This is a genomic window from Enterococcus sp. AMC1086, from assembly GCF_058216575.1.
The window spans coordinates 1329812-1343338 of sequence record NZ_CM177100.1; the positions used below are offsets into that span (position 1 = coordinate 1329812).

Annotated in this window: 12 protein-coding genes and 2 riboswitches; of the genes, 9 read left to right on the forward strand and 3 right to left on the reverse strand. The window is 34.0% G+C overall.

Translation table 11 applies throughout. The features are described from left to right. The first annotated feature begins 5 nt into the window (after positions 1–5). From AC4BC4_RS06180 to AC4BC4_RS06200, 5 genes are all read left to right on the forward strand, one after another. On the forward strand, positions 6–1853 hold the full coding sequence (locus tag AC4BC4_RS06180; protein ID WP_438756356.1) for an ABC transporter ATP-binding protein: 1848 nt from the start codon (positions 6–8) through the stop codon (positions 1851–1853). 171 nt (positions 1854–2024) lie between these two features. Further along, positions 2025–2191: riboswitch (M-box (ykoK) riboswitch) on the forward strand. A 245-nt stretch (positions 2192–2436) separates the two neighbouring features. Then, complete coding sequence (locus AC4BC4_RS06185) at positions 2437–4008, forward strand: phosphatase PAP2/LCP family protein (protein ID WP_490477127.1); 1572 nt, start codon at positions 2437–2439, stop codon at positions 4006–4008. A 93-nt stretch (positions 4009–4101) separates the two neighbouring features. Then, entirely contained in the window at positions 4102–5073 is a 972-nt protein-coding gene (locus AC4BC4_RS06190) for a diaminopimelate dehydrogenase (protein ID WP_438756353.1), read from the forward strand. A 179-nt stretch (positions 5074–5252) separates the two neighbouring features. Beyond that, the gene (locus AC4BC4_RS06195) at positions 5253–5780 is read left to right on the forward strand and encodes an HdeD family acid-resistance protein (RefSeq protein ID WP_438756352.1); all 528 of its coding nucleotides are present in this window, start codon (positions 5253–5255) and stop codon (positions 5778–5780) included. A 31-nt stretch (positions 5781–5811) separates the two neighbouring features. Continuing rightward, entirely contained in the window at positions 5812–6078 is a 267-nt protein-coding gene (locus AC4BC4_RS06200) for a hypothetical protein (RefSeq protein WP_438756349.1), read from the forward strand. A gap of 132 nt (positions 6079–6210) precedes the next feature. Here AC4BC4_RS06200 and AC4BC4_RS06205 read toward each other — a convergent pair whose 3' ends face one another. Beyond that, on the reverse strand, positions 6211–7722 hold the full coding sequence (locus AC4BC4_RS06205; RefSeq protein ID WP_490477128.1) for an AcpB/EbpR/MafR family transcriptional regulator: 1512 nt from the start codon (positions 7720–7722) through the stop codon (positions 6211–6213). A gap of 227 nt (positions 7723–7949) precedes the next feature. Further along, a riboswitch (TPP riboswitch) is annotated at positions 7950–8047 on the forward strand. A gap of 55 nt (positions 8048–8102) precedes the next feature. Between AC4BC4_RS06205 and thiT the strand changes: the two genes are divergently transcribed. The 3 genes from thiT (at position 8103) to AC4BC4_RS06220 (ending at position 10264) form a co-directional block, all read left to right on the forward strand. Further along, positions 8103–8705 carry an energy-coupled thiamine transporter ThiT gene (gene thiT, locus AC4BC4_RS06210; protein WP_490477129.1) on the forward strand — a complete coding sequence of 201 codons (603 nt, stop codon included), beginning with the start codon at positions 8103–8105 and terminating at the stop codon, positions 8703–8705. Positions 8706–8826: 121 nt separating this feature from the next. Beyond that, the gene (locus AC4BC4_RS06215; protein WP_438756343.1) at positions 8827–9366 is read left to right on the forward strand and encodes a sigma-70 family RNA polymerase sigma factor; all 540 of its coding nucleotides are present in this window, start codon (positions 8827–8829) and stop codon (positions 9364–9366) included. Continuing rightward, positions 9359–10264 (forward strand): hypothetical protein, encoded by a 906-nt coding sequence (locus AC4BC4_RS06220; protein ID WP_490477130.1) that lies wholly within the window; start codon positions 9359–9361, stop codon positions 10262–10264. The genes AC4BC4_RS06215 and AC4BC4_RS06220 overlap by 8 nt, the downstream gene beginning before the upstream one ends. Before the next feature lie 472 nt (positions 10265–10736). Here AC4BC4_RS06220 and AC4BC4_RS06225 read toward each other — a convergent pair whose 3' ends face one another. Next, positions 10737–11135, reverse strand: coding sequence for a VOC family protein (locus AC4BC4_RS06225; RefSeq protein WP_438756334.1), 399 nt, complete (start codon positions 11133–11135; stop codon positions 10737–10739). A gap of 248 nt (positions 11136–11383) precedes the next feature. Here AC4BC4_RS06225 and AC4BC4_RS06230 point away from each other — a divergent pair, with 248 nt between their 5' ends. Then, a complete protein-coding gene (locus AC4BC4_RS06230; protein ID WP_490477354.1) occupies positions 11384–12523 on the forward strand; it encodes a glycoside hydrolase family 3 protein in 1140 nt (379 codons plus the stop codon). Positions 12524–12584: 61 nt separating this feature from the next. On the opposite strand, the gene AC4BC4_RS06235 is transcribed toward AC4BC4_RS06230, so the two are convergent. After that, positions 12585–13436 (reverse strand): MurR/RpiR family transcriptional regulator, encoded by an 852-nt coding sequence (locus AC4BC4_RS06235; RefSeq protein ID WP_490477131.1) that lies wholly within the window; start codon positions 13434–13436, stop codon positions 12585–12587. Positions 13437–13527: the final 91 nt, after the last annotated feature.

Consider the following 13527-nt stretch of genomic DNA (forward strand, 5'->3'; position numbering starts at 1 on the left):
ATATAATGGCAGAACAACAACAAAATCGCCCACGTGGCGGTCGCGGCGGCGGTCCTGGACAAATTGCTCCAGTGGAAAAAGCCAAAGATTTTAAAGGAACATTAAAAAAATTAGTCTCTTATATTGGTGCATATAAAATTCCTGTTTTCTTTGTAATGATTTTTGCAATTGCTTCAACCGTCTTTAATATTTGGGGTCCAAAAATCTTATCACAAGCGATCACAGAATTATTCAATGGATTAATCAAAAAGTATCAAGGAACTGGCGGCATCGACTTTAGTAAAATAGGTGGGATCTTACTATTTATGCTAGGGCTTTACCTAGTCGCATCAGCTTTTGGAATTCTGCAAGGCTGGATCATGTCGACGATTTCACAAAAAATCACCTATCGAATGCGTAAAGAAATCTCTGAGAAGATCAACCGCATGCCAATGAATTACTTTGAGAGCCGTACAACAGGTGAAGTCTTATCCCGTATCACAAATGATGTGGATACATTGGGTCAATCACTAAACCAATCGATCACACAACTGATCACCTCCGTTTTCACTATTATTGGAGTCATTATAATGATGCTTTCCATTTCTGTGAAAATGACAGGTATTGCGATTTTGATTGTACCAATTTCAATGCTCTTAATTATGATCGTTGTAAAAAATTCACAGAAATACTTTAAAACACAACAAGAATATCTTGGTGTAATCAATGGTAAGGTCGAAGAAACAATCGGTGGCTATAACATCGTGCGTCTATTCAATGATGAAGAAAACTCTCTTAATGAGTTTAAAAAACAAAATGATGTCTTATTCAAATCAGCTTGGAAATCTCAATTTCTATCTGGTTTGATGCAACCGATCATGAACTTTGTAGGTAACCTTGGTTATGTTGCGGTAGCGATTCTTGGTGGGATCTTAGCGTATAACGGCACGATCACAGTTGGGGACATCCAAGCGTTTATTCAATATGTTCGAAACCTAACACAACCTATTGCTCAATTAGCTCAAGTATCTAACTTGCTTCAATCAATGGCTGCAGCAGCAGAACGTGTTTTTGAATTTCTTGAAGAAGATGAAGAGGATCAAACTGTTCCAAATCCAGTCAAAATCGATAAAGCAAAAGGAATGGTTGACTTTGAACATGTTCGTTTTGGTTACACACCTGATAAAATCATCATCAATGATTTTAGTTCACATGTCGATCCAGGCCAAACAGTTGCAATCGTTGGACCAACTGGAGCTGGTAAAACAACAATGGTTAAATTATTGATGCGTTTTTACGACGTGACTTCTGGTGCAATCAAAATCGATGGACACAATATCAAAGACTTTAACCGTGCAGATTTGCGTAAAAATATTGGGATGGTATTACAAGATACTTGGCTATTTAAAGGAACCATTATGGAAAACCTACGTTATGGTCGTTTAGATGCAACAGATGAAGAAGTTTATGAAGCGGCCAAAGCTGCACACGTTCATCACTTCATCCAAACATTGCCTGGCGGCTATGACATGGAGTTGAATGAAGAATCTTCAAATATTTCTCAAGGTCAAAAACAACTCTTGACCATTGCTCGTGCAATTTTAGCTGACAAACCGATCTTGATACTTGATGAAGCAACATCCTCTGTTGATACAAGAACAGAAGGACTGATTCAAGGTGCGATGAATAACTTAATGGCTGGTCGTACATCATTCGTTATCGCGCATCGTTTATCAACGATCAAAGATGCAGATAAAATTCTTTACATGCAAGACGGTGATATTAAAGAACAAGGAACACATGAAGAATTACTTGCTCAAGATGGCTACTACGCATCACTTTATAACTCACAGTTTGAAGAGGTAGATGAGTAAAATATAGTTAAAAAGAAGCGACGATCAAATCTATTTTGATGTCGTTTCTTTTTATACAATAGAATGACATTTTCTAGATTCCTTTGGATTTAAATTAAGAAAAAATAAAGACGCTAAAAATAACTTGAAAAAAATTCTTTCTAACGGTATTATTTAGTAAATTAAATAGATAAATAACCTTGTTAGGTGAGGCTCCTATACAAACATAAGCTATTGCGCAGAAACGTCGAAAGACGCCAATGTGTAAAACAGGAATTGTCGAATTAAGGCTTTTCATAAAATAGCTAAGAATTTTCTTTACGTTGTATAGTGCTAAAACTCAGACGATGAGATTGATTGAAAGTCAAACGTCTTAGGAAAAAAATGTTTGGCTTTTTTCTTTTGGTAAATATAGAATTGATTTACTAATTGTGTAACGTCTTATTATCTGCTTGTGTTTTCAAGAGTGTAGTTTGACGAAAAAAACGCTGGACTCATGCTTTTATTTGCAAGGCAAGTGAGTTACAGCGTTTTTTATTAGCGTTGTAAATACTGACTTTGAGCTAACAATGTTATTTAATATAAGAATGAAGGGATTTATGACATGTATACGTTGAAAGAAAAAAAAATTACCCCTGCTATTTTGAGTATCTTACTATTTTCAGCATTGACCTTTTTAGTTGTTCAGAATGTTCCATGGTTTAATCAATTAGATGCGGCAATCTATCAATTTAATTGGAAACCAAATGAGACAATGACAAACATTGTAAATTTATTCGCTAAAACTGCGACAATCGGGCCAATTTTTATTGTAAGCTTGATTGTAGCGTTTACTCTTTGGCGAAAAAAGAAAACATTACTGGCGTTTTGGATGATCAGCAATGTTTTCGTGGTGAGTGCATTTGGATTTATATTTAAACATCTGGTGGCTCGACCAAGACCTAATGTGAATCAATTAGCAGAAAGAACCTCTTATAGTTTTCCTAGTGGTCATTCGCTTTTAGCTATGTGTTTGGCATGTTCAATTATTTTAATTGCACAAACGATTTATCCAAAGCAATACAAAAAGATAAAGATTGCCTTGATCGTTTATGTGCTTTTGATTGGATTAAGTCGAATTTATTTAAGAGTTCATTATCCAAGCGATGTGATTGCAGGTTTTTCATTAAGCTTTGCATGGGTGAATCTTTCCTATATTTGTCTTTATAAGTTTTATATCAACAGAGAATTTTCGACATCAGATGCTAAAAAAAGATTTATACAAAGAACGATTTTAGGTGTTCTGACATTCGTGTTACTTATCGTTGCTGGAGCTTCTGCCTATGGAGCTTCCGTATTTAAAAATGTTCAAAAAACAGCCGATAAAATATACCAACCACTGAACCGAGAAACCAAACCTGTAAAACTCGGAAATAGTGAACCTGTTAGTTTTTTACTACTAGGTATCGCAAATGATTCAAAGCGTAAAACGGATTTTCGGGCCAATACGATTATGGTTGTGACCGTCAATGATCAATTAAAAAAGACGACAATTACAAGCATCCCCAGAGACGCATATGTAGAGATTGTTGGAAAAGAGGGTGTGTATGATAAAATCAATCATGCGCATTCATTTGGCGGTGATGAAATGATGATCGATACGGTCGAGCATTATTTAGATATCCCGATCAATCATTATTTCGTTATCAACATGGATGGTTTAGCTGCATTGAGTGATGCTGTTGGTGGTGTCACAGTGAATAATGATTTTGAGTTTGACGCAGAAGGAATTCATTATCCACAAGGAGAACAACATTTGGGTGGCTGGGAAACATTACAGTATGCAAGAATGCGCTATGAAGATCCCTTAGGTGATTATGGCAGACAAAAGAGACAGCGGGAAGTAACGATTCAGTTGACGAAAGAATTGATGTCAATGAAGAGTGTTTTTCGTTACCAAGAGTTATTGGATGTCATTGGTGACAATGGACAAACAGATATGACATTGGATCAAATGATGTTATTGATGAAAAATTATCAAAAAGCCCTAGACAACATCGAAAGTTACCAAATGCAAGGGGAAGGTTTTACAGGAGATGGGTATACTGGTGAAGAAGGTATTTCTTATCAAAGCATTCCAGAAGAAGAAAAAGAAAAAGTTATAAAACAATTAAAAACACAATTGAATTTAGAGTAATTCCCTATAGGAATGGAACGTATTCAACTTCGGATTGTCAAATGACTTTCACTTTTGATATAATTTGACATATAGAAGTGGAGGAATGTAAGTATGATAAAAATAGCGATTATCGGGTACGGGAACCTGGGACGTGGCGTTGAACTATCTATAAAACAAAATAAAGATATGGAATTAGTCGGCATCTTTACAAGAAGAGCTCCTGAAACAGTCCAAACACAAGGAGGTCAAGCGTTTACTATGGACCAACTCAAAGATAAAAAAGCTGAGATCGATGTCTGTATATTGTGTGGGGGATCAGCAACTGATTTACCGATCCAAACCCCTGAATGGACGCAGTTATTTAATACTGTTGATAGTTTTGATACACATGCTAAAATACCTGAACATTTTGCAAAAATAGATCAAGTGGCTAAAGAAAATCAAACAACCTCAATTATCTCAACTGGTTGGGACCCAGGGTTATTCAGTTTGAATCGCTTATACGCACAAAGTATTTTGCCGGTTGGACAGACGAGTACTTTTTGGGGAAAAGGCGTTAGCCAAGGACATTCTGATGCATTAAGACGAATAAAAGGCGTAGCAGATGCTGTTCAATATACGATTCCAAATAGTGAAGTCATCGAAAAATTGAAATCGGGTGAACAACTAAATTTGACAACTCGAGATAAACATAGTAGAGAATGTTTTGTTGTACTTGAAACAGGCGCAGTTGAAGAAAAGATCTATGAGGAAATTGTTTCGATGCCTAACTATTTTGCTGATTATGATACTGAGGTTCATTTTATTTCAAAAGATGAGCTAGATCGTGATCACAAGACCATGCCGCATGGGGGAACAGTTTTGCATACTGGGCGAACGAATGAAAAGACGAAACAAGTGATTGAGTATAATTTACAACTTGAAAGTAATCCTGAATTCACCGCAAGTGTACTGGTAGCTTATGCTAGAGCGTGTGTTCGTTTGTCTAAGGAAAAACAATTTGGTGCTTATACAGTTTTTGATATTGCGCCTAAGTACCTCTCTAATCAGACAGATGAGGAATTAAGAAGAGAACTATTATAAGTCTAAAAGATAAAAAAGAATGGCAAAGCAAAACCTAATAAGTTTTGTTTTACTATTCTTTTTTTTTATTTCGTATCATGCGACAGGATGTGAAAGAATAACAAGCTCATTATCCTCTATACTAAGAATATGAAGTTAGTATAGCCGTTATCAATGTATAAAAAAGAAAGGACAGACATATGGCTTGGATCAAATACGGTAAGATTGGTTCTTTTATTCTTGGAATGAGCTTTATTGGACTAGCCATATTTACTTTTGAAAACCCAGTAACCGTTTTAAGACTACTCGTTATATTCTTTTCAATCGTCCTCATTCTAAAAGGAATATTTGAACTTTATTCAGATAAAAATATGAAACAATGGAGTGGTTATTATTCCAATTTGATTGCGTTGATCGGAATCATTGATCTTTTAATTGGTACCTTCTTTTTTTCTCATTTGACACTGGGAATGTTTGTACTACCATTTGCCTTTGCTACTTGGTTGATTCTTTTTTTTAGCATACGTTGCTTTAGAATAGTTGAGGCAAAAGAGTTAAACACTGTTTATCGAAACTCCTTATTCGTAGTAAATAGCTTAGGGATAATTATCGGCTTTCTTTTTTTATTTAATCCTACAATCTCAGCCTTGACACTTATCTTTTGGATTGGGATTAGTTTTTTATTATTTGGAATAACCAGATTGAAATATGCAATGAACAAAAATTAAAATGCGCCAAATTGAAAGGAGTATCAAAACCATGCTATATAATGAAAATAAAGAATTTGAAGTGATTGCTCGCATTGCAAAAATTATAGAAATACTGGATGTGGAAGTAGAATATATAAAAGAAAACGAAGAAACGAGTAAAAGACGAAGTATGAAACTTTGGTTCGAAGAGAAAAAAGCAATATATGAAGTGAAACGAATTTTACATGAAATCAATTATTATAAAGAATACAACGAAGAAGAATCTGAGCAAATTGTAAAAGGATACTTGGCACAAATTCTAGCAATCAACGAGTAATAGAAAATAAAATGGGTCAAAACAGCTATTCATTCTACTAAATGAATGACTGTTTTGACTCATTTTTTTCTTTAGAAGCGCTATTTTTTCTTGGAGTTAAACACTGCTGTCTCAATCTCAATTTGTTATAAACTAGGAAGAAGGTTGGGTTTTCGACAGTGCAACTAATCTGAGTTTCCGTTCAATTTCGATAAAGTCTCTTAATTTAATTGGGAAATCAAACAAGTGTACTTTATACGTAAAACGTTGTTCTTCCATAGTTGTATTCGGAATATTTGTAAGGATAATATCCGATTGGTGAAGTACTTGATCTTTTTGAAATTGAATATTGAAATCATATTTAAATCGATCATTTATTTTTGTCATAATATTTTGCTTAACAAAAAATGGTAAGTCACTATCTAAAAATATTCTAATCGCTGGTTCATAATAATTAAGTGGCGAAATTGAGGAGAACAGTAACAAATATTTTTGTATGAGAAATTCTTTTTCCAAAAATAAAACATGACCACTTTCTTTGTATAATTGTTGAATAAAATAACTTAAATTTTCTTTTAAAGTTGGGTAATCGTAATCGCTCTCTTTTGAAATTTGATGGCCATCAATATCAACATGAAGCTGATTAAATACTTTGCAATAAAGATGAGCACAAAAACTTGTTAGAAAAAAACGATCCTTTAACTCCTCAGGAATCGCTATGAGTCGTTCATGAAAACGATCGACAAATAATTTTGTAGCATTGAAAATATCGGACTGGCATTTCTCATGATAAGAAAATATTCGATGTCTTAAATCATCAGACTCAAAAACTTTAATCTTCATTTGCAACAGTAATACATAAAAATAAATCTCAGATTCTACATGAATATGGTATTCATCTGCTACATCTGCTAATAAAGGTAATGTTTGTAATAAGCCTTGAATATTAACATAATTTTTCCAATCGGGTTCTAATTTAATGATGTGATTTTTTCTAAAACGAATTAAATTCACTGCAAGCATATAAGCCATTTGTTTTCGATGGACATTGGAAAAATTTATTTTGTATATGTTTGAAAAACGATCAACTGTATTATAAACTTTTAGTTGATCAATCGCATCAAATGGCCAAGTGACCCCTTTAAATGTTACCCAGCCAATTATATACGTAATAATTCTGATTTTCTTTTCTTCACCTTCTAGTTTAAAAGTGCTGCGGGATAATGATAGGTCATATAAACTTAGAAATTGTTTGATTTTCTTTAAACTTTTACGAACTGAGTTTTCGCTAACAAAATACGTCATAGCATATTTCTTTACGGAATAAAATTCTTCAAAGAGGATCTTTTTCAGCACTTGCATTGTTTCATCGTTACTTAAAAGATATGTCTTGAATTCCATGTAGTTACTTCCTGACTGCGTTTCAAGTTGTATGCCATTATATTTTTCATAGTTTATTTGAATATAATTATCTTTCACTTCATTATATTGAGCAACAGCATCCTCCAATTGATGGATATATCGTTGAACCGTTCGTTCTACTACACTTAATCGTATGCTCAACTCACTAACGCTGTACCAGTTGTGGCTCTCAGAAATAATTTCAAGTAAATTTAACATCACTTTATTAGGTTCTTCTAGTAAGTCAAAAATATCATTTTCCATATTGTAATCCTCCTACCCTATCTAGCACTAAGAGATTAATTACTACTAATGTACCATTTATTTAAAAAAAAAGGTAATTAGGACCCTTATTCTCAAAAAAATTTCATAAAAATAATAAATGTAAAATATAGATATTGGTAAACTGAGCTTACTTTACTTTTTTTTGTATTCATGATACTCTATTTTTGTTATCTTTAAAGAGGATAACCTCAAAAAATTAAATAGAACCCATCACAAAGGGGAGCCATGGCTGAGAATGAGTAATAACTCTAAACCCTTGAACCTGTTCGTTAGTACGAGCGTAGGAATTGTGATGGAGTAAATAGATACTTTTACTCCTCCTTTGTGAATTGGTCGTTCTACAAGGAGGAGTTTTTTTTATGCAAAGAACATCAGAATTACGTGTTTGGATCGAAGGCACGATCGTTGCTGCAATCGCAATGGTTTTGTCATTTGTTCCAACGAATATCGGGAGTAGCTTTTCAATATCACTGGGCATGATTCCAATCACTCTTTATGCGTTACGAAGAGGAGCCAAAGCAGGATTCTTTTCTGCGTTTATCTGGGGTTTGTTGCATTTTCCAACGGCGCAAGTCTATTATTTAATGCCTGTTCAAGTGATCATTGAGTATATTTTGGCTTTTGGTTTTGCTGGATTTGCAGGAATTTATAGTGGTAAGCTGCAACAAACGATCAGAGCTAAAGACTATAGGAAGAGTAGTCGGATTATTATTTATGCTTCTTTTTTTGGTACGCTTATGCGTTATTTTTGGCATTTTATTGCGGGCGTTGTATTTTGGGGAAGCTTTGCGCTTTGGGGCATGAATCCTTGGTTATTCTCACTTGTGATGAATGGGGCAAGTGGCTTAGCTACAGCAATCGTAACTGCAGTTGTCTTATTGTTACTACTTAAAATCAATCCTACTTTATTTATTCCTACAAATATGTCACGAATGAGTCAGCATGACAATAGTGTTGACTAGTATGATTTAAATGGGGAGATAGTTAAGTGATCTAAGCTAGAACATACAATGTTTTAGCTTTTTTATTTTGATGAAACCTATCGGGGATTTTTTTACACTATTAGGGTGAAGAGGTGAGGAAATGGGGAAGTTTAGCTATTCAGAGCTTTCATTGATAAAAAAAGCAATCAACGGAGACATAAACGCGTTAGGGAAAGTTTTACGTAAAAATCATGAGTACATTTACAAAATGGCCTACATCTATATAGGCAACAAAGAAGATGCATTGGATATTATGCAAGAAGCATCGATCCAATCGATGAAATGGATCCATACATTGAAAGAACCTAGCTATTTTTTAACTTGGTTTTGTACGATTATGGCAAGGCTAGCCAGTAAACTAATCAATCAAAAAATCCAAATACGCAGGCTGCAAAACAATCCAGAATTTGAAGAATCAGCAGATTTATCAAAAAACAAAAATCAAGCTATTGATGTGTTAAAAGCTGTCACAACCTTAGAAGATAAATACCGTTTGATTTTACAGTTATTTTATTACCAAGATTTCTCAGTCAAGGAAATCAGTGAGCTCTTAACAATGCCTGAAGGAACCGTTAAAACTAATTTAAAACGAGGACGTGACGCACTGAAAAAATCTTTAGGGGAGGATTATTATGTCTGATAACGAGAAAAAGATTTTACAAAAAGCAATGAAACAAATCGAAGTGCCAGAAGAAGCACTTACTGCATTAGAAATAGGAGCTGGCCAAAGAAAAAATAGGGCACGCAACTTTCGACACAAATGGGGAGAAATCATTTTATCTATTGTGGTGATCGCCTGTTTTATTCTTTTTGGCACTAACATGTGGTCAAAAGCTAAAGAAAACAACAAACTAAGTACTTCAGCTTCAACTGAGAGAACAAAAGAAGTGCCAGCGAATACTTTACAATCAACGAAATATTGGAAAGTTCAAAATGAAGAGAACTATTACAGTTTTAGCCATGATAAGGTGCGAATAATAGAACACTATTTTTCACCCTTTACACACAAATACAGCTTCAAAGATAATCAATTAGATATTGTATATGACACGTTTAATGAAAATGATGATCCGATAGAAGAAATTCATTCTTATCAAGTAGAGAAAAGTGGTAGTAACTTAGTATTAGAACCGAAACGTGCCGAGGACAAACGTCTTATTTTAGAACCACACAATGAAGAAATTTTTCCATATAAAGAAGAAACAATCAAAAAACTTAAACCAGCTGTCGATACAGATTTAACGAAATATTCTTCATGGACCTCAACGATCAAGGGGAATCGTCAAAATAGTACGTTAATGTTTGATGGATTTCTTATGAAAGAACGTATTGATGGGGAAGAAAGCTGGATAACTTGGACCTATGAAATAAAGGGAAATCATTTGGTAGTGAATTATGGTGGGTATACAATAAGTCATGATATGTATTGGGATGGTGATACTATTATTTTATGGCAGGTATATAACTCACTTACAAAATCAGATGATAAGGAAGAATATAAAGAAGAGATTGTTACGATTCTTCAGCCGAATAGATAATTTTCTTGAAGTAATTAATATATATTGTTATAATTAAATTGCCTTCAAATAAACAGTGTGAAGGGGATAATGTTTGAAACTGTCAAGCTCTTTGCCATAATAATTAACGTGGCTAGTCTTGTGTAAGTTTACTAGAATTCTTAAGACTATTCTTAATAATCCTATTAACCAGCAATAATTTGAGAAAACTGTTGAGAAAGTGATTTCCACGGTGATACCTCCTAAGTTATTCAATAAGGATTCAACTACAGTTTAAGATATCTTCCCAGAACATAGATTGATTTATAGATACACAGAAAAATACATTGAAGTTGCCTCTTGTCGATTTCATTAAACAAAATAAACAAAAACACATGATAGTCAAAAATCATGTGTTTTGCATTACTATAAATCAAAATGTAAAGCGAGAATGTAGAAAGATATGAGTATCTATACTCAATCCTAACAACCGAATCTCAAGTTTCTTTATTTTCTACATCTGCATCCAATTTGGTTCCAAAGTATTTCCATCCGGATCTTGCACTTCAAGTCCAAACATTACATCTTCAGGAATACCCATATCAATTTTATAAAAATCGCCACCATTTGCTTTTGCTGTCTCAGCGAATTTTTTTACAGCATCAGCACTTTCCATACTAAATGCAATCAAAGCACCACTCGTCGTTTTCACATCTGCAATTTTTTTATCTTTAATAAATTTACTATAAAACTCATGATTTAATAACATGATCCAAAAATTATCATCCCAAACCATCGAACTTGTTTCTTCAGTAGAAAAATCTACGTTCTTCTTAAAACCCAACTTTTCATAAAATTCTGTAGAGCGTACTACATCAGTCACTGGGAAATTCACAAAAACCATTGTTGACATAAAAATCAAACCTTCTCTCTTTTTGTATTTATTATGTTTAGAGCATCTCATGTGCATGATCTTTTGTCAAAAATATAGGATGTAATCAGGTGAAAAAATTGACTGATGTGATAAAACCTAATTATAATATAATTACACTGAATAAGATTGGCTAAGTAAAGCAAGGAGGAAGTACAATCAATAATAAGACGATGATACTGAAGGCTGTGACTATCTTACTATTTATTTTTGGGATTAGTTTCAGCATTATGTGGTTTGTGAATAAAAATAATAATGTTACACAAACGAAAACAACGGAAGAAACGAAAAGTTCAAGTTCAAATAGGGCGGAAAAAACTGAGACGACACAAAATAGTCAAAAAAGTTCTTTAGAGAACCAAGAAAAGAAAATTCAAGATTTAATGGCTACAATGAGCTTAGAGGAAAAAGTGGGTCAACTGTTCTTAGCTCGAGTACCCATCGAAGCGCAACAAGAAAGTATTCAGAATTATCATTTAGGTGGTTATCTTTTATTTGGAAGAGATGTTGAAGGAATGACCACTGCTAATTTGAGAGAAAAAATCGTTTCCTATCAAGAGGTTAGCGAGATCCCACTTTTTATAGCATCAGATGAAGAAGGGGGAACTGTTTCTCGTTTGAATAGTGGCAATGGATTAGTACCAGAGATGTTTAATTCACCAATGGTTGTTTATCAGGAAGCCGGATTATCGGGCATACGTTCTGATATTCAAAAAAAATCAGAAGTACTTCGCTCATATGGCATTCAAGGCGGCTTATTTCCAGATGCGGACGTTGCGACTGACCCAGAAGCGTTTATCTATGATCGAACATTGGGCGTAGATGCTGAAAAAACGAGTGAATATGTCAAGATAAGTGTAGAGGAATTAAAGAAACAAAAGATCGCTTCAACCTTGAAACATTTTCCAGGTTATGGCGATAATCGTGATTCACATGTCGAAATTGTGTATGATACAAGAGACATCGAGACATTACGTAGCAATGATTTTTTACCGTTTAAAGCTGGAATTGCAGCTGGTGCAGATAGTATCATGGTTTCTCATAATATTGTGACCAGTATCGATGAGACGATGCCAGCTTCTATTTCTCAACCTGTTCATGATTTGCTACGAAACGAGTTGGGCTTTAAAGGCGTGATCATGACGGATGATATGGATATGGCAGGATTAGCTGATTTTATATCTCAAGAAGAGGCAGGACTTGCTGCTTTAAAAGCAGGGAATGATCTGATTTTGTCTTCCTCATATCAAGACCAGATTCCCTATATTGTACAAGGGATCGAGCAAGGAAGCTATTCAGAAGAAGCGCTGAATCAATCGGTTTATCGTGTGTTAAAGATGAAAAGTGATTTAGGATTATTAAAAGAATAAGACATCAACAAGACTGTTCAGTGTTATTCAATGATGAACAGTCTTTTTATGATCGAATGAGTCAAATCAAGTTGGGATTCATTTTTTGATAATTATTCAATTTATAAGCTAAATTTCTCTCATAATCTTGGTTAAAAAAGCTTAAATATAAACTGTCAAAAATATACATCAACGACATCCGAGTTGAAAAGGACGAGATTTTATTATAATGATTTTCCATCGAAGAGAAAAGAAAAACACCATCAACTTTTTCATTTAGCAAAGGGCTGTTTTTTGAAGTGATCAACAAGATTTTACCCCTATTTTTTCTTAAAATTTCTAGAATTTTTTTGACACTAGTACTGCGGCCACCATAAGAAACAACTATTGATAAATGACTTGGCGTGCTATTTGCTGCAGAGAGATTTTGCATATAATCATCGATTGGCACCTGAACTTGTTTACCGATTTCCTGCATTTGAAACTGGAAGTTTTGGGCAAAATAAATATTGGCAGATGCGGCGTAAATATCTATAAATTCAGCCTCTTTAAGCAAGTCACCATTAAAAGCCATTGCATCAAAATTATTTGCATCGATGGTTGATTGAACCGTTTGATCATAAACCATTTTTAACTTCTTCGTCATGGCATAATGATTATCTTCAGCTGAAATAGGATAATCAATGTCGATGATTTGTTCAGTTGTCTGTTCATTTAAATAACTGACCAAGGCGAATTTAAGATCATTTAACCCCTCAAGATCCAATTTATTGATCAAACGGTAAATCGTTGACATCGACACATAAGAATGGTCTGCTAGTTCTTTTGGAGAAAAACGAATAACCTTTTCCGGAAAATCAAGAATATAAGTAACGAGTGCTTCCTCACTAGTTGTAAGTTTATCTAAGTTTTTTAATTTGAGCATAAAGTTCATCACAGAAAACACCTTTCGATCAGTTTCATATAAACGAATTATACCTGATTATCACGTATTATGTGTGGAATAAAAAGAAATAGAGTCGGAT

Coding starts and splice junctions, on each gene's coding strand:
- AC4BC4_RS06185 (WP_490477127.1), top strand. CDS start 2,437: ATGTATACGTTGAAAGAAAAAAAAATTACCCCTGCTATTTTGAGTATC.
- thiT (WP_490477129.1), top strand. CDS start 8,103: ATGCAAAGAACATCAGAATTACGTGTTTGGATCGAAGGCACGATCGTT.
- AC4BC4_RS06220 (WP_490477130.1), top strand. CDS start 9,359: ATGTCTGATAACGAGAAAAAGATTTTACAAAAAGCAATGAAACAAATC.
- AC4BC4_RS06230 (WP_490477354.1), top strand. CDS start 11,384: ATGTGGTTTGTGAATAAAAATAATAATGTTACACAAACGAAAACAACG.
- AC4BC4_RS06205 (WP_490477128.1), bottom strand. CDS start 7,722: ATGGAAAATGATATTTTTGACTTACTAGAAGAACCTAATAAAGTGATG.
- AC4BC4_RS06225 (WP_438756334.1), bottom strand. CDS start 11,135: ATGTCAACAATGGTTTTTGTGAATTTCCCAGTGACTGATGTAGTACGC.
- AC4BC4_RS06195 (WP_438756352.1), top strand. CDS start 5,253: ATGGCTTGGATCAAATACGGTAAGATTGGTTCTTTTATTCTTGGAATG.
- AC4BC4_RS06190 (WP_438756353.1), top strand. CDS start 4,102: ATGATAAAAATAGCGATTATCGGGTACGGGAACCTGGGACGTGGCGTT.
- AC4BC4_RS06180 (WP_438756356.1), top strand. CDS start 6: ATGGCAGAACAACAACAAAATCGCCCACGTGGCGGTCGCGGCGGCGGT.
- AC4BC4_RS06215 (WP_438756343.1), top strand. CDS start 8,827: ATGGGGAAGTTTAGCTATTCAGAGCTTTCATTGATAAAAAAAGCAATC.
- AC4BC4_RS06200 (WP_438756349.1), top strand. CDS start 5,812: ATGCTATATAATGAAAATAAAGAATTTGAAGTGATTGCTCGCATTGCA.
- AC4BC4_RS06235 (WP_490477131.1), bottom strand. CDS start 13,436: ATGAACTTTATGCTCAAATTAAAAAACTTAGATAAACTTACAACTAGT.